Here is a 19,557-nt window from a genome sequence, read left to right on the forward strand (position 1 = left end):
AGGATCCCGGGGGCGAGGAACGCGACGGGCTCCTTCGTCGTGGTTGGGAGGACGTGGACCAGGGAGAAGAAGACGAGGAGCAGGACGGGGATGCCGAGCGTGAGCAGCACGGCGTCGCCGCGCCGCAGGGTCATCATGACCTCGGCGTGGGTCTGGGCGACATAGGCCCGCATCAGCCGCCGCCCTTTGGGGATGGCGCCGTCAGCCGCAGGAAGACGTCCTCGAGGCGCTGTCGACCGGCCCGCAGATCGGCCAGTGGCAGGTCGTGGGCGGCGAGCCAGGCGGTGAGGGCGGCGACGGTCGCAGGCGTCGCCTCGGTGTCGACGCGGTATTCGCCCGGACGCTCCTCCGTGACGACAGCGCCCAGCGACGCGCCGAGGTCGCCCGCCGCCAGGCCGGGCGGCGCGCCGAAGCGGATCTCGTGGCCGGCACCGGCGGTCATCAGCTCGGCCGGGCTCCCCCCGGCCACGACGACGCCGCGGTCGATGATCACGATGCGATCGGCCAGCCGCTCCGCTTCTTCCATCTCGTGGGTCGTGAGGAGCACGGCCGCGCCCCCGTCGCGAAGATCCGCCACGGCCTGACGAATGGCCAGCCGGCCCGCCGGGTCCACCCCCGCCGTGGGCTCGTCGAGGAACGCCGCGCTGGGCCGGCCCACGAGGGCGAGCGCCAGCGAGAGGCGTTGCTGCTCGCCGCCCGACAGGCGTCGCCACGGGGTCCGCTCCACGTCTCGAAGCGCGACCCGCTCCACGAGGGCGTCGGGGTCCTCCGGATCGTCGTAGTAGGCGGCGAACAGCCGCAGGGCCTCGCGCGGGCTCATCGCCGGGTAGACGCCGCCGCGCTGGAGCATGACCCCGATCTTCGGGGCCAGCGCCCGTCGGTCGGCGATGGGGTCGAGACCCAGCACCCGCACCGCGCCACTTGTCGGCCGTCGGTACCCCTCGAGGGTCTCGACCGTCGTGGTCTTGCCGGCGCCGTTGGGTCCGAGGAGGGCGAGCACCTCACCGGCCTCGCAGGTGAGGTTCAGACCGTCGACGGCGGTCATCAGGCCGTAGCGCACGACGAGATCGCTCACGTCGATGGCGGCTGGCATCAGGCCAGCACGCTACCGTTCCACCCACCATGATCGACATTCAGCTCGTGCGTCGCGAGCCGGACCGGGTGCGGGCGGCGCTGGCCCGGCGGGGCGCCGACTCGGACCTCGATCGCCTCCTCGCCCTCGATGCGAGATGGCGGGAGGAGACCGCTCGGCGAGACGAGGTACGCCGGCGCATCAAGGATCTGTCCCGGGAGGTGGGGGAGGCGCGCCGGGCGGGAGACGCGGCGCGGGCCGAGGAGCTGGCGGGGCAGAGCCGTCCGCTCGGCCCCGAGGAGCGGGCCATCGATGCGCAGCTGGCTGCCCTCGATGCCGAGCGGCGCGAGCTCCTCCTCGAGATCCCGAACCTTCCGGATCCCGCCGCGCCCGACGGCAGCTCGCCGGCCGACAACGTGGTCCTGCGCTGGTGGTCGCCCGGGACCGGAGCCGAGGGCAGCTCGGGGCCTCCGGACGCCTTGGAGTACCAGCCCCACCAGCGCGTGCCGCACTGGGAGATCGGAGCCGAGCTGGGGCTGCTGGACATGGAGCGGGCGGCGAAGCTGTCGGGGTCCATGTTCCCCATGTACCGCGGCATGGGAGCGACCCTGCTGCGAGCCATGACCACCCTCGCCCTCGATCGCCACGCCGACGCCTTCGAAGAGGTCCGCCCGCCGACGCTGGTCCGCACGGAGACAATGGTCTCGACCGGCCACCTGCCCAAGTTCGCCGACGAGGCCTACCACATCGAGCGCGATGACCTGTGGGCGATTCCGACCGCCGAGGTGCCCTTGGCGTCGTTGCGGCGCGGTGAGATCCTCACCGAAGGCGAGCTGCCGGCGCGGCTGACGGCGGCGACGGCATGCTTTCGTCGGGAGGCGGGAGCCGCGGGACGGGATACCCGAGGCCTGCTCCGGGTCCACGAGTTCGACAAGGTCGAGCTCTTCGCGTACACGACGCCCGGGCAGGCACACGAGGTCTTCGAGGACATGGTTCGCCGGGCCGAGGCATTGCTCCAGGAGCTCGGTCTGGCCTACCGCGTCCTCGACCTGTGCGCCGGCGACCTGGGCCAGGCGTCGGCGCGCACGTTCGACCTCGAGGTGTACTCACCGGGTACCGACCAGTGGCTCGAGGTGTCGTCGGCCTCGTGGTGCGCGGACTACCAGGCTCGCCGGGCCAACGTGCGCTACCGCCCCCAGGACGGCTCGGGCCCCGCCCTCGTGCACACGCTCAACGGCTCGGCCCTGGCGTGGGGCCGGCCGTGGGCCGCCCTCGTCGAGACGGGTCGCCGGGAGGACGGATCGATCAGCCTCCCCGAGTGCCTGCGCCCGTATCTCGGGGGCGCCACCGAGATCCCCGCGCCGTAGGCGCGACGCGCCTGCGGGCCGTCGCCCCCGCCCGCCTCCCCTGCCCTAAGCGCCCGCGCAGGCGCGGCAGCGCCCGAGCACGGCGAAGTGGTTGGGCCGGATGGTGAACCCGTAGTCGCGTCGGAGGGTGTCGCTCAGCTCGGCGAAGGTCGCGTCGGGCACCTCGACCACGGCCCCACACACCTCGCACACCAGGTGCTGGTGGGGCTCGTCGGCGAGGTGGTAGACGGCTCGGCCATGGCCGAGGTGCACGTGGTCGACCACACCGATGCGTTCGAGCGCGTCGAGGCTACGGTAGATGGTGGACAGGTGGACGTCCGGCTGCGCCTTCTGTACCAGCGCGGCAAGGTCGTCGGCGGTCACGTGACCCCTCGCCTGCACCAGGGCGGTGACGAGCGCACGTCTCGCCGTGGTGACTCGCCCCCCGTGGCCGCGGATCATGGCGACGAGCCGGTCCCGTCGTTCGGAGTCCACGGTCGGCGGCCGCGCAGGCGTCGTTCACTCCAGGCTCGCCGGCATGGAATCAGCCAGCGGCATCTCTCCGGTCACCATGAAGGTGACCCGCTCACCGATCGTCACGGCGTGGTCGGCGGTCCGCTCGTAGAAGCGTCCGACCAGCGCCATCTGCACGGCCCGTTGCAGGGCCGTCTCGTCGATCTTGTTGGTGCCGAGGATGGCTCGGAAGAGGTCCTTCTGGAGATCCTCCATGACGTCGTCCATGTCGAAGAGCGCGCTCGCCTTGGTGGCGTCAAGGTCGGCGAAGGCGTCCATGGCCACCTGGAGCTGCAGCGTCGCCTGCTCGCGCATCCGGTCGATCGTGCCTCGCAGCTTGGGGTCGAGCTCCTGGGGGTACAGGCGGCGGGACGCCCTGGTCGTGTTGACCATGAGGTGCCCTGACAGCTCCAGCTCGTGGATCACGCGCAGGATGCTCACCAGGATGCGCAGGTCGACCGCCAGCGGCTGCTGCTGGGCCAGCAGGTAGAACACCTTCTCCTCGATCTTGTGCCTGAGGGCGTCGATGTCGCGGCCCGCCCGCAGCACCTGCTCTCCGGCGGCGAGGTCGCCCTCCAGGAGGGCGGCCGTGGCCCCCTGGATCGCTTCGAGGACCATCGCCCCCAGCCGGATGACGTCGGACCGCACCTCGTCCAGCTCCTCGTGGAATGCCTTGCGGGTCTCGGTCATGGGTACCGCCGCCTCCCTCGTGTCAGCTCCGCCGCCCGGCCTCGAAGCGGTATCCGAGGCCGCGGATGGTCGTGATCAGCGCGGGGTTGGACGGGTCCTCCTCGATCTTGGCCCGCAGCCGCTTGATGTGGACGTCGAGGGTCTTGGTGTCCCCCACGTAGTGCGGCCCCCAGATCCGGTCGATCAGCGTGTCACGGGTGAGGACCCTGCCGGCGTTGGCCAGCAGCAGCTCCAGCAGCTCGAACTCCTTGAGCGGCAGCGTGACGTCGCTCGAGCGCACCATGACCTCGTGGCGACCGGGGTCGAGGCGCACCTCCCCGACCTGGAGCACCTCGGTGGCCGCCGCCGTCTCGTCCTCGTCGCGCGGGGCGCGGCGCAGGGCTGCTCGCATCCGGGCCACCAGCTCCCGCAGCCGGTAGGGCTTGGACACGTAGTCGTCCGCTCCCACCTCCAGTCCCACAACTGTGTCGAGCTCGGTGCCCTTGGCCGTCACCATGATGATCGGCACCGACGACCGGGCCCGGATGTCCCGGCACACGTCGAGGCCCGACAGCTTGGGGAGCATCACGTCGAGGAGCACGAGGTCGGGCTGGACCGCATCGAACAGGTTCAGCGCCTCGACACCGTCGTGGGCGACGGTCGTGAGGAAGCCCTCTCGCCGGAGCCCGAGCACCAGGGCGTCGACGAAGGAGTCCTCGTCCTCGGCGATGAGCACGGAGGCCTGCGACTCGGTCATCGGACGGGCACCGACGCAACGGGCAGGCGCAGGGTGAACATCGAGCCTTCGCCCTCGCGCGACTCCACATGCACGAGGCCCTGATGGTTGTTGGCCACGTGCCGGACGATGGACAGTCCCAAGCCGGTTCCTCCTGTCTGTCGGCTGCGGCCGTGGTCGACCCGGTAGAACCGCTCGAAGATGCGTTCGAGGTCACGGGCGGGTATCCCGATCCCTTGATCGCGCACGACGAGCTCCACCCAGGCGCCGTTGGCCTGGCCGAACACCTCGACGCTCGACCCCTCGTCGGAGTACTTGACGGCGTTCTCCAGCAGGCTGTTCAGCGCGGCCACCAGCTGCCGGCGGTCGCCCATGAGCGTGACCGGAGGGTCGGGCTCGCCGACGAGGAGCTTGACGCCCCGCTGCTCCGCGGCCGACCGCACCCGCTCGACGGCCTCGGCCATGATGAGGCTGGCGAGCAGCGGCTCGCGCGGAGGATGCTCCTCGGCTTCGATGCGGCTCAGATCGAGCAGGTCCTCGATGATCCGGTTCACCCGAAGGGACTCGGACTGGATCCGGCCGGCGAGGCGCTGGGACACCTCGGCGTCGTTCTCGGCCAGCAACGTCTCAGCCAGGAGGCAGAGCGCCCCCACTGGCGTCTTGAGCTCATGGCTGACGTTGGCGACGAAATCACGGCGGACGGCCTCCAGGCGGCGGCGGTCCGACACGTCGTCGAGCACGGCCACGATGCCGAGGGGCCGGTTGCCGTCGTCGATGATCTCGCTGTGCATCATCAGGGTGCGCCGCGGCGGGCCGTAGAGCTCGAGCGTGCGCTCTCCAGGGGCCCCGCCCCACGATTCGGTGAGCAGCTCGTCGACGGCCTGGGCTGCGAGAGCGTCGCCGTGCCGGGTCCCGATGACCTTCGTCGCCCGGGAGTTGCGAAACACGACCTCGCCATGCTCGTTGCTGATGACCACCCCCTGGGTGATCGAGTCGAGGGCGCGCCGGAGACGGATGCCGTCCGAGCTGACGGCGCTGGCCGCCTGCGCGGCACCGTCGGCGGAGTGCTCGAGGCGGGTCAGCGTGCCCGCGAGGCCCGCGCCGTTCGGAGATCCGTTGGCACCGAGCTTGGAACCGACGAGGACGAGACGTTGGCGCAGCCGTCGCCGGCCTACGATCCCGAGGAGCCAGCCTGCCGCGATGCCGCCGACCCCGGCAGCGACGACGATGCCGGCGTCGACGCCGGTCATCCGAACCGACCGGTGATGTACGCCTCAGTGCGCTCCTCGGAGGGATTCGTGAACATCTTCGAGGTCGAGCCGATCTCCACGAGGTGGCCCGGCTCGCCCGCCGCGTTGATGGTGAAGAAGCCGGTCGAGTCGCTCACGCGCGCCGCTTGTTGGAGATTGTGGGTGACGATGACGATCGTGTAGCTGTCCTTCAGCTCGCTGATGAGATCTTCGATGATCAGCGTGGAGATCGGGTCGAGGGCCGAGCACGGCTCGTCCATGAGCAGGACGGCCGGCTCGACGGCGATCGCCCGGGCGATGCACAGCCGCTGCTGCTGTCCGCCGGAGAGGCCACCGGCGTGGTCTCCCAGGCGCTTGCTGACCTCGCCCCAGAGGCCCGTCTGGCGCAAGACTCGCTCGGTCGTGTCGTCGAGCTCGGATTTGCGGCGCTGGCCGTTCAGCCTCAGGCCGGCGATCACGTTGTCGCGTATGGACATGGTCGGGAACGGGTTGGGCCGTTGGAAGACCATGCCAACCGTGCGCCGGACAGCGGTGGCGTCGATGCTCTGGGCGTAGATGTCCTCGCCGTCGAGCAGCACCTTGCCGGACACACCGGCGCCCGTGACGACCTCGTGCATGCGATTGAGCGTCCGGAGGAACGTCGACTTGCCGCAGCCCGAGGGGCCGATCAGGGCGGTGACCTGCTTGGCGTCGACGGTCAGGGTGATGTCGTCGATAGCCCGGACAGACCCGTACCACGCGTTGACACCGACGGCTTCGATCGATTTCGACATGGTCCTTCCTGGTCTGTCATGCAAGGCAGCGCTGGTGCCACCCGCTCGAGCGAGCAAGTGCTGCGGCCAAGACGATGATAAGGCCGCGCCGGCCTCTACGGCCGGCTCTGCGGTGGTCGGCGGGCCATGTCGGAAGGGTACGGGCTGCGCCGGTCGGGATCGCGACCCCGAGTTGAACGGACGATGAACGGTCGGCGAAATGCTCGCGGCTTCTCGGCGTTGGTTGATCAATCGACTTGAAATAGCATGAAAGATCACGATATGGTGCCGTCGGACTTGGCGCGGGAGGACCTCCGCGCCGGACGACCCCGTGCTGGACGAGAGGTGGAGGAGCGACGGCGATGCCGATGTGGTTGAGCGCAGTGAGCGTGAGCCCGGACCCCCATGCCCTCCCGGGCATCGACGAGCTGAAGAGCCTCACCGACGGTCTGGCCGCCTGGGCGCTGGGCCTCGCCCTCGCCGCCCTGCTGGTAGGGGCGGCCCTGTGGGCCGTCGGCGCCCACGCCCAGAACTTCCAGCAGTCCCTGGTGGGACGGCGGGCCGTGCTCATTGCCGGGCTCGCCGCTCTGTTGATCGGCGCCGCGCCCGAGCTGGTCAACTTCTTCTTCAGCGCCGGGCAGGCGGTGCACCAGTAGTGGTCGTCGCCGCTGGGGGGATCGTCAGCCGGGCGTTCGGCTTCGGCGTCAACGAGGTATTGGACGGCATCGGCGAGTGGGTCGGGAACGGGGCGGCCGACATGCTGAAGCTGCTCGGCCACGTCCTCGATGCGTCCACCCGGCCGGAGCTCGACCAGCACTGGTTCCTCGGGCACTTCCAGAACATGGCCAGCCTGGCCGCCCTGCTCATCCTGCCGCTCCTCCTGGTGTCGATCATGCAGTCCATCGTCCGCCAGGACCTCTCCCTGCTGTTGCGCTCGGCCTTGGTCCACCTCCCGCTGGCCCTCTTGCTGACCGCGGTCGCCGTGGAGCTGGTCCAGCTCTCGCTGGCCGCGGTCGACGCCATGTGCACCTACGTGTCGAAGCCGTCGGGAGGCGATGTGCAGGCCGTGGTGAGCAGCGTCAGCGGCGCGCTGATTCGAACGTCGGCCGCCTTGGGCCAGCCGGGAGCGGCGACGTTCGTGCTCTTTCTCGGCGGCCTCGTCGTTGCCGTGGCAGCGATGCTCCTCTGGCTCGAGCTCGTCGTCCGCACCGCCGCCATCTACGTCGCCGTGCTCTTCCTCCCCCTGGCCATGGCCACGCTGGTCTGGCCGGCCGTGTCGCACTGGTGCCGTCGGCTCGCCGAGACGCTCGCCGCGCTCGTCCTCTCGAAGCTGGTGGTCGTCGCCATCCTGAGCCTGGCTGCCGGCGCCCTGGCCGGGAACGGCGGGACTGCTGACCTCTCCGGCGTCATCAGCGGCGCCGCGCTGCTCCTGCTGGCGGCGTTCTCGCCCTTCACCCTCCTCCGGCTCGTCCCCGCCGTGGAGGCGGGCGCCGTGATGCATCTGGAGGGCGTGTCGCGTCGGGCGTCCTCGCTCGCCGTCGAGTCGGGCTCGGCGCTGCCCTTGCCGTCGATGGCGGCGGGCTCGGGTGGCGACGAGGCGTTGACCGTGTCGGTCGGCGACGTCGAGGGCGAGCCCGGGCTGGGATCGGCCTTCGCCAACGGCGCAGCCGTGGCCGCCTCCGGCGGGGCCGCGGCGGCGGGGTCTGCCACTGTCGGCGGTGCGGCCGCTGCGTCCAGCTCTGCTGGGACGGCCGCCGGAGCAGGTGGAGCGGGTGGAGCAGGCGCCGCGCACGGGGCCGCCGGCGGCTCTGCGGCCCTGCCGCTCCCGCCCCCAAGGGAACGAGGCCAGGCCGGCCCGGGAGGTCGGCCCGACAGTGGAGGCGCGGGGCCGGAAGGTCGGCCCGAGGGCGGGGCGCCGGGCGATGGGCGCTGAGCTCCCTCGGTACCGCTTCGGGCCCCTCGAGCGGCGCGGGCTCGTCGCCGGCTGGCGCGGGGGCCAGCTGGCCGCGGTCGCCACGAGCCTGATCCTCGCCGTCGGCGTGCTGCGGGCCCGACCCACCGTGGCAGGTCTCGGGATCGCCCTCGTCGGGGTGGGCCTCGGCGTCGCCGTGGCCTGCTGGCCGGTCGGCGGCCGCACCACCGAGCAGTGGCTCCCGGTCGTGTGGCGGTGGTCCGCCCTCGCCGTGAGGGGGCGGCGCCGGTACCTGTCGGAGGTGCCGCGACTCGGCAGCGATCCGGGCTGCGGCGGGCGCTCGCGCTCGGTGCCCGACGTGCCGCCGGTCCTCGCGGGGTGTCGCATCCTGCAGCCACCGGTGAGCGTCGGCGGCATGCGCATCGGCGTGGTACACGACGCCCGCGCTCGAACCTACACGGCGGTCCTCGCCGTGCAGAGCCACGCCTTCGTCCTCCTTGGCGCCGATGACAAGCATCGGCGCGTCGACGCGTGGGCCAAGGTGCTCGCCGGTCTGGCCCGCGAGGGCTCGGCGGTGCATCGGGTGCAGTGGGTGGAGCGCAGCCTGCCCGACGACGGCGACGCCATGGCCCGCCATCTGGCGGAGGGGCTGACCCTGCCCGCCACCAGCCCCGCCGCCCGCTCTTATCTGGACCTGCTCAGCCAGGCGGCGCCGGTGACCGAGCGCCACGACGTCCTGCTGGCGGTGTCAGTACACGCCGGACGGTCCGCCCGGGCCATCCGGCGGGCCGGTGGTGGCGACGAGGGTGGCTGCGCCCTGCTGACGCGCGAGCTGCAGTCGCTGGAGGGCCAGCTGCGGGCCGCGGACATGACGGTCGAGGGGACCCTCGCTCCCGGGGCGCTCGTACAGGTGCTGCGCCAGGCCGTCGACCGCCACCCACGGACGGTCGTCGCCCGTCAGCCCGAACGGGGGACGGGGGGTGGTCGATCGGTGGCCAGCTGGCCCTGGCCGCTGGCGTCCGAGGCCAGCTGGTCGGGCTATCGCACCGACGGGACCTGCCACGCCACGTACTGGGTCGCCGAGTGGCCGCGGGTGGGTGTCGGGCCCGACTTCCTGCGACCGCTGCTGCTCCAGTCGGGGGCGCGACGAACGGTGTCGATCACGATGGAACCGGTCAGTCCGTCCAGGGCGGCCCGCGAGGTCGAGCAGGCGCGGACTGCCGACGTGGCCGACGCCGAGCTGCGCCGGCGCGCCGGCTTCATGCTCACCGCCCGACGGCGCCGGGAGCAGGAGGTCGTCGCCAGTCGGGAGACCGAGCTGGCCGACGGCCACGCCCAGTACCGGATCTCGGGGTACGTGACGGTGACGGCCGACAGCTGGGACGAGCTGGAGCTGTCCGCCCGACGGGTCGAGCAGGCCGCGGGACAGGCCCACCTGGAGCTCCGGCGCCTGTACGGCGAGCAGGACCGGGCGTTCACTTGGACGCTTCCCCTGGCTCGAGGTCTGGCGTGACACCGGCTGCGCACCGCGTGACCACGGCCCAGCTGGGCGCCGCCTACCCCTTCGTCGCCGAAGGCGGCCTGGGTGGCCGGGGCGTGCTGATCGGACGGGACCTGCTCGGCGGGTCGTTCTCCTACGACCCCTTCGAGCTGTACGCCAAGGGGGTGCTGACCAACCCCAACATGGTGGTCATCGGCCAGATCGGCCGGGGCAAGAGCTCGTTCGTCAAGTCCTACCTCTGGCGCCAGTCCCTGTTCGGCCGGCGGGCCTGGGTGGTCGATCCCAAGGGGGAGTACGCCGACCTCGCTCGGGCGTGGGGCGTCGAGCCCGTGTGCCTGCGCCCGGGTGGATCGATCCGGCTCAACCCCCTCGAGGCCGCTGCCGGCGACGAACGGACCCCCGAGCTGGCGGGACGTCGCCGCGCCGAGCTCCTCGCCTCGCTGGGCACGGCGTGCCTCGGCCGGCCGCTCCTGCCTCGGGAGCGGGCCGCGGTCGATCTGGCGGTGGAGGCGGCCGGGCGTCGAGTCGACGGGGCTCCGACGACGCTGCCCGCCGTGGTCGACGCCCTGCTCGAGCCGACCAGGGAGGCGGCCCAGGCGATCCGGACCGACGTCGACGCGTTGGCGGCCGACGGCAGGGACGTCGCCCTCGAGCTGCGCCGCCTCGTCCACGGCGACCTGAGCGGGATGTTCGACGGACCGACCACGCCGGGCGTGGACCTCGACGGGTCGCTCGTGGTGCTCGACCTGTCGGCCGTCTACGGCTCCGACGCTCTGGGCATCCTCATGACCTGTGCCACGGCGTGGCTGCAGCTCGCCCTCTCCAGGCGCGACGGCCAGCGCCGCATCGTCGTGGTCGACGAGGCCTGGGTGATCCTGACAAACCTGGGCGTGGCCCGCTGGCTTCAGGCCTCCTGGAAGCTGTCGCGCGCCTTCGGCGTCGCCAACGTCGCCGTGCTCCACCGGCTGTCGGACCTCGGCGCCGCCGGGGCCGCGGGCTCGGAGCAGGTGGGCCTGGCCCAGGGCCTCCTGTCCGATTCCGAGACCAGGGTGGTCTACGGCCAGCCCCCGGGAGAGGTGGAGTCGGCCGGCTCCCTGCTCGGGCTCACCAGCACCGAAGCCGACCTGCTCCCCCAGCTCGGCCGGGGCGTCGCCCTGTGGAAGGTCGGGCAGCGTTCCTTCCTGGTCGAGCACCACCTCGCGGCCACCGAGCGCCCACTCGTCGACACCGACGCCACCATGGCGGGCCGCCGATGAGGCTGCAGCCGCAGGTCTCCCGAACGCGCAGCCCCCGCTCGTTGCCGCGTACGCGCGGATTCGCCACCTCCGACTCGGTGGTCGGGCCCTCCGACCGCTCGCTCGTCGCCCTCGCCTGCGTCGCCGTGATCGCCGGGTTGGTGTGGTGTGCAGGCGAGATGGCCGCTTGGCTGGCTACCGGCACCTGGCCCCGACGGTCGCCGAGCAGCGCGCCGGCGCTCGTGGTCGCCCTCGTCGAGCATCCTGCACGGCCCTGGGCCGGCTGGCCGCCGCCCTACCGGGGGCTCGCCGCCGGCGAGTACTACGTCGTCCTCGTTACCGTCGTCATCACTGCCGTGGTGCTCGGCTGGTCGGTTGCGGCTGGTTGGCGCCGGTTCGCTGCGGACTACCCGCCGTCGCGCACGCGGTCGCGCCCGACGGCCTGGGCCCGGAGCCGGGAGCTGCGGCCGCTCACGGTCCGGAGCAGCCTGCCGGGCCGTGTCACCCTGGGGCGCGTCGCCGGAAACGTCAGCATCGGGCGCCGGTACCTGGCCGCCGAGCCTCGTCAGTCGGTCATCGTGGTGGGACCCACCCAGACCCAGAAGACCACCGGCTTCGCCGTGCCGGCGCTGTTGGAGTGGGCGGGTCCGGTGCTGGCCACGAGCGTGAAGGCCGACCTGGTGCAGGACACCATCTCGTGGAGGAGCCGGATCGGCGAGGCGTGGGTGTTCGACCCGGCGACCAGCACGGGACTGCCGTCGTCCTCGTGGTCTCCGCTGGAGGCCAGCACCACCTGGCTCGGTGCCCGCCGCATGTCCGAGGGCCTCTGCACCGCGGGGCGTGCGCACCAAGGGACAGGGCTGACCGACGCCGACTTCTGGTACGCGACGGCGGCCAAGCTCCTGGCCCCGCTCCTGTTCGCCGCGGCCAGGACGGGCCGCGGGATGTCCGAGGTCGTGCGATGGGTCGACGAGCAGGACGTCGGAGAGGTCGACACCCTGCTCGAGGCGATCGGCGACCCCGAACCGCTCCAGGCGGCGCGGGCGACCTGGCGGCGCGACGAACGACAACGCAGCTCGGTGTACACGACGGCGGAGACGGTCCTGGACGCCTTCGCCGACCCCACGGTCTCGGTCGGCGGGGACGGGGCCGAGATCGAACCCGATCGGCTGCTCGACGGCGGCCACCACACGCTCTACGTCTGCGCCCCCGCCCATGAGCAGCAGCGCCTGCGGCCCGTGTTCGCGGCACTCGTCAGCCAGATGCTCACGACCGCCTTCGACCTGGTGGCCACCCGGCGCCGTCCCCTCGACCCCCCGCTGCTGGTGGTGCTCGACGAGGCGGCCAACGTCGCCCCGCTGGCGGAGCTGGACGTCCTCGCCGCCACCGCCGCCGGTCACGGCATTCAGCTCGTGACCGTCTGGCAGGACATGGCCCAGATCTCCACCCGCTACGGGGAGCGCGCCGCCACGGTGGTCAACAACCACCGGGCCAAGGTCGTCCTCTCCGGCATCTCCGACCCGGCGACACTCGACCACCTGAGTCACCTGGTGGGCGAGGAGGAGGTCCTCCAGGTCTCGACCACCACCAGCGCCGAGGGAGGCGTCTCGACCACGAGGTCGACCAGCCCCCGCCGCCTCGCACCCGCCGACACCCTGCGACGCATCCGACCCGGCCACGGCGTCCTCGTCTACGGCCACCTGCCGCCGGCTCGCCTCGTGCTGCGGCCCTGGTTCGCCGACCGCCGCCTGGCCCGCCGGGCTCGGCCGCCTGAGGCCACCGAGGCGATGGACGCGCCTCAGCCCGAGATGAAGCTGAGCCTGGCCCGTCGCCGCCGGTTGTCGGGGTTGAGGTCGACCATCACGACGCTCTGCCAGGTGCCGAGCGTCGGGCGCCCTCCGAGAACGGGCAGCACGATCGAGGGGCTCACGAGGAGGGGCAGGAGGTGATCGGCCCCGTGGCCCGGCGATCCGTGCCGGTGGCGGTAGTCGCCGGAGCGGGGTAGCAGCCGGTCGAGCGCGTCCACCAGGTCGGCTTCCGAGCCGGAGCCCAGCTCCATCAGCCCAACCCCCGCGGTGGCGTGCGGCGCGAAGACAGTGACCAGCCCGTCGCCCAGGTCCGCGCAGAACGCCATCACCGCCTCGGTGAGGTCGGCCACCCCGCGCCCCGGGCTGTCGACCTCGATCTCAGTCGTCTCCATGCCGCTCAGGCGCCCGTGGTCGGGGGCTCCACCCCTTCGCCTCGGAGCCGTTCCGTGATCCACTTGGTGCTGTCGGGCTGACCCATCGCCTGCTCCCAGCCCTCCAGCAGTCGCTCGACCTCCTCTCGGGAGGAGATGCGGCCCAGGATCCGCACCACGAGCGAGGAGGTGGGGACGGAGGCGCCGAGCCACCGGCCGAAGGGCTCCAGCTGATCACCGAAAGGATCGACGAAGCCCGACGGCGCGGCCTCCGCCATCACGTACAGCTCGCCGGTGTCCTCGATCCAGGACAGCTCGTAGCGCACGCCTTGGGCGTCGTGCCAGTCCTGGCCGAGCTCGATCTCAGCCGAGGTGCGCCTGCGCTCGTCGGCCGTGTAGAACGCCTCGATGTCGTTGCGCACCTCGTCGGAGCCGGACTTGTGTCGATGGAAGAGCCCCATCAGACGACCTCTTCCCACAGCATGCGCTCTTCGCCCGCGGGGTCGTGCTCGGCCGCGCACTCGGTGTCGAGGACCATGGTCGACCGCTGCCCGACCTCGTACGCCGGCCACGGCGGGAGCGACGCGATGTCAGGAGCACCGTTGCGGGCGAACGCCGTCCAGGCCGCGGACATGCGCCCGGCCAGCTCCTGGCGCCCGGCGCCGTCGCCGGTGAAGACGCCCGCCCCCGGCTTGTCCAGGTTGTCGAACACGAACGGGATCTCGAGGGCGTGGCAGGAGCCCAGCTTGCCGCCGAGGAGCGGCGTGGCCCAGGTGAACAGGTACATGTAGGTCCTGGGCTGGTGTATCGACTGTGCCTCGGCCAGGCGGATGGCGGGGATGCGGAACACCTGGTCGGTGAGCACCGCCGTCCATACGTCGCCCAGCTGGGCGTCCGGACGGGACCGCCGGTACACCTCTACCGCCTTGGCTGCCGTGGAACCGAAGACAGAGGTGGCACGGTGCTCGAGGGTGGCCTCGTCGATCTCGGCCAGGCGGGAATCCATGAGGCTGAACAGGCGCATCTCGTCGAGGTTGGTGCCGATGAGCACCTCGACGTCCGAAGCCGAGCCGTCGCTGAGCTCGGCGAGGGGAGGGCGGGGCAGGCTCACCCCGTCGACGACGGGCGTGAACGCAAGGTTGGGCCAGGAGCGGTCGACGACCCGACCCTGGGCGGCGAGCAGACGGTCGACGGGCACGTCGACGAGGTTGGCGGCGTCTGCCGGCGTCATCCCGAGCTCGGCCAACAGGTCGCGGGTCACTCGCTCGGCCTTGTCCCGCGCCGCCACGTGCGCACCGGCTCCGCTCTGCAGGATGGCCCGCGAGAACAGCCCGCGGGCGGCCGGCACGGCAAGCAGGGCCGCCACGCTCATGGCGCCGGCCGACTCGCCGAACACGGTCACCTGCGAAGGGTCCCCGCCGAATGACGACGCGTTGATGCGGACCCACTCCAGCGCCGCCACCTGGTCGAGGATCCCGCAGTTGCCCGACGCGGCATAGCGTTCGTCGCCGAGCTCGCCGAGCTCCAGGAAACCGAGGGCGCCGAGCCGGTAGTTGACGGTCACGACGACGACGTCGCCAGCGGCCGCCAGCCGCGTGCCGTCGTACCACGGGGTCGAGGCCGTACCCGTCACGAAGGCACCGCCGTGGATCCACACGAGGACCGGCCGCCGGCCATCATCGAGACCGGGCGTCCATACGTTCAGGCTCAGGCAGGCCTCGGACTGCTCGGGCTTCTCGGCCCCGAGCACCATCTCGAGCGGGGACGGGTTCTGCGGCGCCACCGGGCCGAAGGTCGACGCGTCCAGCGGTGCCGTCCACGGCCTGGGCTCCTCAGGCGGCCGCCAGCGCAGCTCTGCAACCGGCGGCTTGGCGTAGGGAATGCCCCGGAAGACGTGCACCGGCCCGGTCGTCGAACCGGCCACCGGGCCCTGATTGGTCTGGACGATGGGGCTGCTGGGCATGGCGCCGTTCTACTAGGTTCGGCGGTCCGCAGGCAGGCAGCCCTTGTTGACGCCGTTGCCGCGCACGAAGTCGTTGACCTCGTAGTAGGCGTCGATGGACTCGCCCGCGTCCCCCCAGAAGCCTTCCAGGACGTCGTACTCCATCGTCCCCTCGGACACGAACCAGTTGTTGACGTCGGTGATCTCCAGCTCGCCGCGGCCCGAGGGGACCAGGCTGGGGATGACCTCGAAGACGCTGGCGTCGTAGAAGTAGATGCCCGTGACGGCGTAGCGGCTCGGGGGCTCATCGGGCTTCTCGACGATGCGGACGACGCGCCCGCCGTCGTCCAGGTCGGGCACGCCGAGGTGGCGAAGATGGGCGGGGTCCTCCACCCGCGAGAGCAGGATCCGCGCCCCTGCCTCCTGGATCTCGAAATGCTTCACGGCGTCGCGGATCGACCGCTCGACGACGTTGTCGGCCAGCATCACCACCACCCGCTCGCCGTCGACGAACCGCTCGGTCAGGCCGAGCGCCTCGGCGATCCCACCCGGGCGCTCCTGGTAGGCGTACAAGAGGCGGTCGATGCCGTACTCGTGGCCGTTGCCGAGCAGCCGCAGGAACTCTCCGGCGTGGGTCCCCCCGGTCACCAGCATGAGCTCGGTGACGCCGGCACTCACCAAGGCCTCGATGGAATAGGTCACCATGGGCCGGTCGTAGATCGGCAGCAGGTGCTTGTTGGTGATGCGAGTCAGGGGGTGGAGCCGGGTGCCGGTGCCACCAGCGAGGATGACGCCCCTCACCGGTCGGCCCTGGCGGCCCTGCGCTCCTCGAACCGGCGCTCCCAGTCGAGCTCGTTGTCCTTCGAGTCACGAATGTACGGCGACAGGGCGATGCCCTTGATCACCAGCCAGTTGAAGGCGGCCACCGGCCACGGGAGCGGCCGCACGACGTCGACGAACAGGATCGTGCGGTAGCCGTCGGTGTCGTTCCACGCCTCGTGCTGGTAGGTGTCGTCGAACACGAGGCTCTTGCCCTCCTGCCAGTGGGCGACCTCGCCGCCCACCTTGATGCCGCACGCCGACTCCGGCTCGGGTACCGCCAACGCCAGGTGGTAGCGCAGCACACCCTTGTAGGGGCCCCGGTGCTCGTCGATGTGCTTGTGGGGCGAGAGGATGGAGAAAAAGGCCGTCGTCATGCCGGGAATGCGCTCGATGGCGGCCGTGGTGGCGGGGCAGCGCGCGCAATTTCGATCCGACTTGAAGCCATAGCCATAGAAGAAGTACGTCTTCCAGCGGTCGTCGTCGGTGAGCGTCGCCTGGTCGGACTGGATGTCCTGGAAGTTGGGCAGGTCGTCCCGGTACCGCATGACCTGGTCGAGCTCGGACCGGATCGTCTTCCACTCGGCCTCGAGGGCGGGGATCCAGCCGAACTGCTCGGTGGGGAGGAACGGCGAATTTCCCACGAGCGAGTAGCGGGTGATGAGCTTCTCGAGCACCTGGATGAAGCGGAATCCGACGTTGATGAACAACTCGCCGGCGCGCTCGCGCACGGACTGCAGGCTCGAGCTAGCCACGGAAGGCCCGGTTCCACCAGGCAGGGTCGCCCTCCGCCTGCTCGCGGATCCAGTCGAAGTGGTGGCGGGCGGACAAGCGCATGATCGGCATCATGAGCAGGCCGGCCACGGCCCACCGCCTCGCCCCACGGGGCACCTCGAGGACCAGCGCCAGGGCCGACGCTGCCGACCAGATCCACAGGATCCCGTTGTAGGGGGGCAGCTGGGCGGGGCTCAGGCCCTCGGCGCTGGTGAGGGCGGGCACGCCCAGACGGGTGCGCCGCCACGGCCACATCACGAAGTGGACCAGCCCTCCGGCCAGGCCGGCGCCAGCCCAGAAGGCAACGGGCTTGTCCCAGCGGCGGCCGCCCAACGCCGCTCCCGCCGTCCATGCCGGCAGCTGGACGCCCCAGAGGCCCAGCGAGCCGGCGAGCCCGAGCTCCGGCTGGAGGACCAGGCCGACGCCGCTGCCGAGCTCGTAAGCGTGGTGCGCGACAGTGCCCAGGGCGCTGAGGACCGAGAAGGGCCGGCGGATCCGCGTCACGGTCAGGTCAGCGTAGTTGAGCGGGGTCCCGTCGATAACCCGTGCCGTCGGAGAGCCGACGGCGATGGCTGACTTAGGAGATCTCGCTGGCGGGCAGCCAGGCCGCCTCGCCCTTGCCGGTCGGCAGGCGACGGCGATAACGCTCCATCACGTAGATGTCGTTGAGCTCGTCGCGGTGCCTTCGGACCAGCTCGGCCAGGGCGTAGCGGCGGATCTGGGCGTCGATCGGCACGGTCCCGCCTGCCGCGGTGACGGCGCGGTCGAGCGGGGCGGCTCGCCGGGAATTCGCACGCTTCTGCGCACGCTTACACTCCACGCATCGGCTGTGGCGGCCAGACGGCTTGGAACGATCGAGGCCGAACCGGTCCAGGGGTAGGTCCCGGTGACAGCCAGTGCAAAGGCGGGTGCCGAAGGTCTTCTTGTCCTGCATCAATGACTCCGTAGATTTTGGGTGGCCGATGGTGGGCCGGCTACCCATTCTACAGGGGCCTGCGCCAAGTTCTTCGATACCATACGTTCATCTTCAGTCAATCTCGATGTCTCCGAATGCTCTTCGATCCCAGGGGACAGGCTCGTCTGAGCGGCGAGCTCGGTGGCCCGGTGGCAGGCTCTGGGTCAGCGAGCGGCCCAGCCTACGGCCCAGTGGAGAGCCCCGTGGAGGGCCCAGCGGAGGAAATGGTGACAGCCGTCGGCGGTGACCCCGGATCGGAGCCGGTGGACGTGTTGTCGCTGGCTGGCGGCACCCGGGTGGCCCTCCGGCAGATCCAGCCCGACGACGCCGAGCGGCTGCGCAGGCTCTTCTATCGCCTGTCCCCCGAGACCGTCTACTGGCGCTTCTTCACCCCCGTGCACGTGCCGCGGGAAGAGGTCCTCGAGCACTTCGCCCGCGTCGACCACCAGCGGCGGGAGGCGATCGTCGCCGACATCGAGGGCGAGGTCGTCGGGGTGGCCCGCTACGACCAGGCCGAAGGAACGTCGGAGGCCGACACCGCGGTGCTGGTCGAGGACGCCTGGCAGGGCCAGGGGCTGGCCAAGGTCCTCCTGCGCCGCCTGACGTGGGTCGCCCACCAGCGCGGGATCCGCACCTTCACGGCGCTCATCATGGGCGAGAACGTCCGCGCCAGGCACCTCTACTCGATGGTGTTCGCCGCCGTCGACGCCCACCTCGACGGCTCCGAGTGGCACCTGCGAATCTCGCTCGAGGGTCCGGGAGCGGGGTGCCGCTGAGCGGGGGTGGCCCTATTGTGTGGAGCGCACCGGACCACCCGAGCCCGGAGCACCTCCAAACTCCACCATGAGCACCAACGCACCCCCGATCACCATCGAGCACCTCACCAAGAGCTTCGGCGGCGACGTCCTCGCTGTCGACGACCTGAGCCTGGTGATCGAGGAGGGGCAGGTGTTCGGCCTGCTCGGACCCAACGGGGCGGGCAAGACGACGACGCTGCGGACCCTGCTCGGCCTGGTGCACCCGTCGAGCGGAGAGGCCTGCCTGTTCGGGCAAACGGTGCATTCGGGCTCCGCGACCCTCGAGCGGGTCGGGACGCTGGTGGAGAACCCCGGCTTCGTCCCCCACCTCTCCGGCCTGGCGAACCTCGAGCTCTGGTGGCGGGCCGGTGGCCGTCCGCTGTCGGAGGCCGACTTCGACGCCGCCCTCGAGATCGCCAGCCTGGGCGATGCGCTCAAGCGAAAGTACAAGACCTACTCGCACGGGATGAAGCAGCGGCTGGGCCTGGCCCAGGCCCTGCTGGGCCGGCCGGACGTGCTGGTGCTGGACGAGCCGTCGTCGGGCCTCGACCCGCAGCAGATGCGGGAGATGCGCGAGGTCGTCCGCCGCATCGCGGCGCGGGGGGCTACCGTCCTGCTCTCCAGCCACCTGCTGGGCGAGGTCGAGCAGGTCTGCACCCACGCCGCGGTGATGAACAAGGGACGGCTCGTGTCGGCCGGCACGGTCGCCGAGCTCATGGGCTCGACGACGACGGTCTACCTGGAGGTCGACGATGTAGGCCGGGCCCGGTCGGTGCTCGAGGCCCTGAGCGGCGTGTCGCGGGTCGGGGTCGAGCTGCCGGGGTTGTCAGTCGAGCTCAACGGGATCGAGCGCAAGGCGATCGTCGCCGCGCTCGTTGGCGCCGGTGTGGGAGTCGAGACCGTCACGTCGCGCCACCGCCTCGAGGACGCCTTCATCGAGATGATGGAGGCCGAGCCAGCCTGAGGCTCGGGGCTCAGGTTCGTTCTGCTGGCTCCCTTGGCGAGGAGGAGGCGGCGGCCTGGCGACGACGGATCAGCCACCAGGCGATCCCGATCACGGCGATGACGCCGATGACGATGCTCACCGGGGTGAAGGCGTGTGCGA

General features: G+C 71.4%; 20 protein-coding genes and 1 pseudogene. 8 read left to right on the forward strand and 13 right to left on the reverse strand.

The window, feature by feature from the left end; all coding sequences use genetic code 11:
* Positions 1–172: 172 nt before the first annotated feature.
* Positions 173–1,093: an ABC transporter ATP-binding protein gene (locus VH112_11415; protein HEX4540843.1), complete on the reverse strand. Its 921-nt coding sequence runs from the start codon at positions 1,091–1,093 to the stop codon at positions 173–175.
* 29 nt (positions 1,094–1,122) lie between these two features.
* On the opposite strand from VH112_11415, the gene serS reads away from it, so the two are divergent.
* A complete protein-coding gene (serS, locus tag VH112_11420; GenBank protein ID HEX4540844.1) occupies positions 1,123–2,439 on the forward strand; it encodes a serine--tRNA ligase in 1,317 nt (438 codons plus the stop codon).
* A 45-nt stretch (positions 2,440–2,484) separates the two neighbouring features.
* Here serS and VH112_11425 read toward each other — a convergent pair whose 3' ends face one another.
* The 5 genes from VH112_11425 to pstB are packed head-to-tail and all read right to left on the reverse strand — an operon-like array spanning position 2,485 to position 6,359.
* Positions 2,485–2,913 carry a transcriptional repressor gene (locus tag VH112_11425; GenBank protein HEX4540845.1) on the reverse strand — a complete coding sequence of 143 codons (429 nt, stop codon included), beginning with the start codon at positions 2,911–2,913 and terminating at the stop codon, positions 2,485–2,487.
* Between the two features lie 24 nt (positions 2,914–2,937).
* Positions 2,938–3,621, reverse strand: coding sequence for a phosphate signaling complex protein PhoU (phoU, locus tag VH112_11430; protein ID HEX4540846.1), 684 nt, complete (start codon positions 3,619–3,621; stop codon positions 2,938–2,940).
* A 22-nt stretch (positions 3,622–3,643) separates the two neighbouring features.
* On the reverse strand, positions 3,644–4,357 hold the full coding sequence (locus VH112_11435; protein HEX4540847.1) for a response regulator transcription factor: 714 nt from the start codon (positions 4,355–4,357) through the stop codon (positions 3,644–3,646).
* A complete protein-coding gene (locus VH112_11440) occupies positions 4,354–5,586 on the reverse strand; it encodes an ATP-binding protein (protein HEX4540848.1) in 1,233 nt (410 codons plus the stop codon). The genes VH112_11435 and VH112_11440 overlap by 4 nt, the downstream gene beginning before the upstream one ends.
* The gene (pstB, locus tag VH112_11445) at positions 5,583–6,359 is read right to left on the reverse strand and encodes a phosphate ABC transporter ATP-binding protein PstB (GenBank protein HEX4540849.1); all 777 of its coding nucleotides are present in this window, start codon (positions 6,357–6,359) and stop codon (positions 5,583–5,585) included. Before pstB ends, VH112_11440 begins: the two co-directional genes overlap by 4 nt.
* A 341-nt stretch (positions 6,360–6,700) precedes the next feature.
* On the opposite strand from pstB, the gene VH112_11450 reads away from it, so the two are divergent.
* The 5 genes and pseudogenes from VH112_11450 (at position 6,701) to VH112_11470 (ending at position 12,755) form a co-directional block, all read left to right on the forward strand.
* Complete coding sequence (locus VH112_11450) at positions 6,701–6,994, forward strand: DUF6112 family protein (protein HEX4540850.1); 294 nt, start codon at positions 6,701–6,703, stop codon at positions 6,992–6,994.
* Positions 6,994–8,271, forward strand: a complete 1,278-nt coding sequence (locus tag VH112_11455; GenBank protein ID HEX4540851.1) for a hypothetical protein — start codon at positions 6,994–6,996, stop codon at positions 8,269–8,271. Before VH112_11450 ends, VH112_11455 begins: the two co-directional genes overlap by 1 nt.
* Positions 8,261–9,763: an SCO6880 family protein gene (locus VH112_11460; protein HEX4540852.1), complete on the forward strand. Its 1,503-nt coding sequence runs from the start codon at positions 8,261–8,263 to the stop codon at positions 9,761–9,763. The genes VH112_11455 and VH112_11460 overlap by 11 nt, the downstream gene beginning before the upstream one ends.
* Entirely contained in the window at positions 9,760–11,007 is a 1,248-nt protein-coding gene (locus VH112_11465) for a hypothetical protein (GenBank protein ID HEX4540853.1), read from the forward strand. Before VH112_11460 ends, VH112_11465 begins: the two co-directional genes overlap by 4 nt.
* 158 nt (positions 11,008–11,165) lie before the next feature.
* Positions 11,166–12,755, forward strand: a pseudogene (locus VH112_11470) (type IV secretory system conjugative DNA transfer family protein).
* Between the two features lie 29 nt (positions 12,756–12,784).
* Here VH112_11470 and VH112_11475 read toward each other — a convergent pair.
* The 7 genes from VH112_11475 to VH112_11505 all read right to left on the reverse strand — a co-directional run bounded on the left by VH112_11475 (position 12,785) and on the right by VH112_11505 (position 17,436).
* Positions 12,785–13,186 (reverse strand): YjbQ family protein, encoded by a 402-nt coding sequence (locus tag VH112_11475; GenBank protein HEX4540854.1) that lies wholly within the window; start codon positions 13,184–13,186, stop codon positions 12,785–12,787.
* A 5-nt stretch (positions 13,187–13,191) separates the two neighbouring features.
* Complete coding sequence (locus VH112_11480; GenBank protein ID HEX4540855.1) at positions 13,192–13,626, reverse strand: hypothetical protein; 435 nt, start codon at positions 13,624–13,626, stop codon at positions 13,192–13,194.
* The gene (locus VH112_11485) at positions 13,626–15,128 is read right to left on the reverse strand and encodes a carboxylesterase/lipase family protein (protein ID HEX4540856.1); all 1,503 of its coding nucleotides are present in this window, start codon (positions 15,126–15,128) and stop codon (positions 13,626–13,628) included. Before VH112_11485 ends, VH112_11480 begins: the two co-directional genes overlap by 1 nt.
* Positions 15,129–15,140: 12 nt before the next feature.
* Positions 15,141–15,908: a sugar phosphate nucleotidyltransferase gene (locus VH112_11490; GenBank protein ID HEX4540857.1), complete on the reverse strand. Its 768-nt coding sequence runs from the start codon at positions 15,906–15,908 to the stop codon at positions 15,141–15,143.
* The gene (locus VH112_11495; GenBank protein ID HEX4540858.1) at positions 15,905–16,657 is read right to left on the reverse strand and encodes an aspartyl/asparaginyl beta-hydroxylase domain-containing protein; all 753 of its coding nucleotides are present in this window, start codon (positions 16,655–16,657) and stop codon (positions 15,905–15,907) included. The genes VH112_11490 and VH112_11495 overlap by 4 nt, the downstream gene beginning before the upstream one ends.
* Positions 16,658–16,673: 16 nt before the next feature.
* Positions 16,674–17,204 carry a hypothetical protein gene (locus VH112_11500; GenBank protein HEX4540859.1) on the reverse strand — a complete coding sequence of 177 codons (531 nt, stop codon included), beginning with the start codon at positions 17,202–17,204 and terminating at the stop codon, positions 16,674–16,676.
* Positions 17,205–17,277: 73 nt separating this feature from the next.
* Positions 17,278–17,436 carry a hypothetical protein gene (locus VH112_11505; GenBank protein HEX4540860.1) on the reverse strand — a complete coding sequence of 53 codons (159 nt, stop codon included), beginning with the start codon at positions 17,434–17,436 and terminating at the stop codon, positions 17,278–17,280.
* Between the two features lie 443 nt (positions 17,437–17,879).
* Here VH112_11505 and VH112_11510 point away from each other — a divergent pair, with 443 nt between their 5' ends.
* Both VH112_11510 and VH112_11515 read left to right on the forward strand, forming a co-directional pair.
* Positions 17,880–18,431 (forward strand): GNAT family N-acetyltransferase, encoded by a 552-nt coding sequence (locus VH112_11510; protein ID HEX4540861.1) that lies wholly within the window; start codon positions 17,880–17,882, stop codon positions 18,429–18,431.
* A gap of 67 nt (positions 18,432–18,498) precedes the next feature.
* Positions 18,499–19,416 carry an ABC transporter ATP-binding protein gene (locus VH112_11515; GenBank protein HEX4540862.1) on the forward strand — a complete coding sequence of 306 codons (918 nt, stop codon included), beginning with the start codon at positions 18,499–18,501 and terminating at the stop codon, positions 19,414–19,416.
* Positions 19,417–19,557 lie beyond the last annotated feature (141 nt).

This window comes from Acidimicrobiales bacterium (assembly GCA_036270875.1).
GTDB lineage: Bacteria > Actinomycetota > Acidimicrobiia > Acidimicrobiales > AC-9 > AC-9.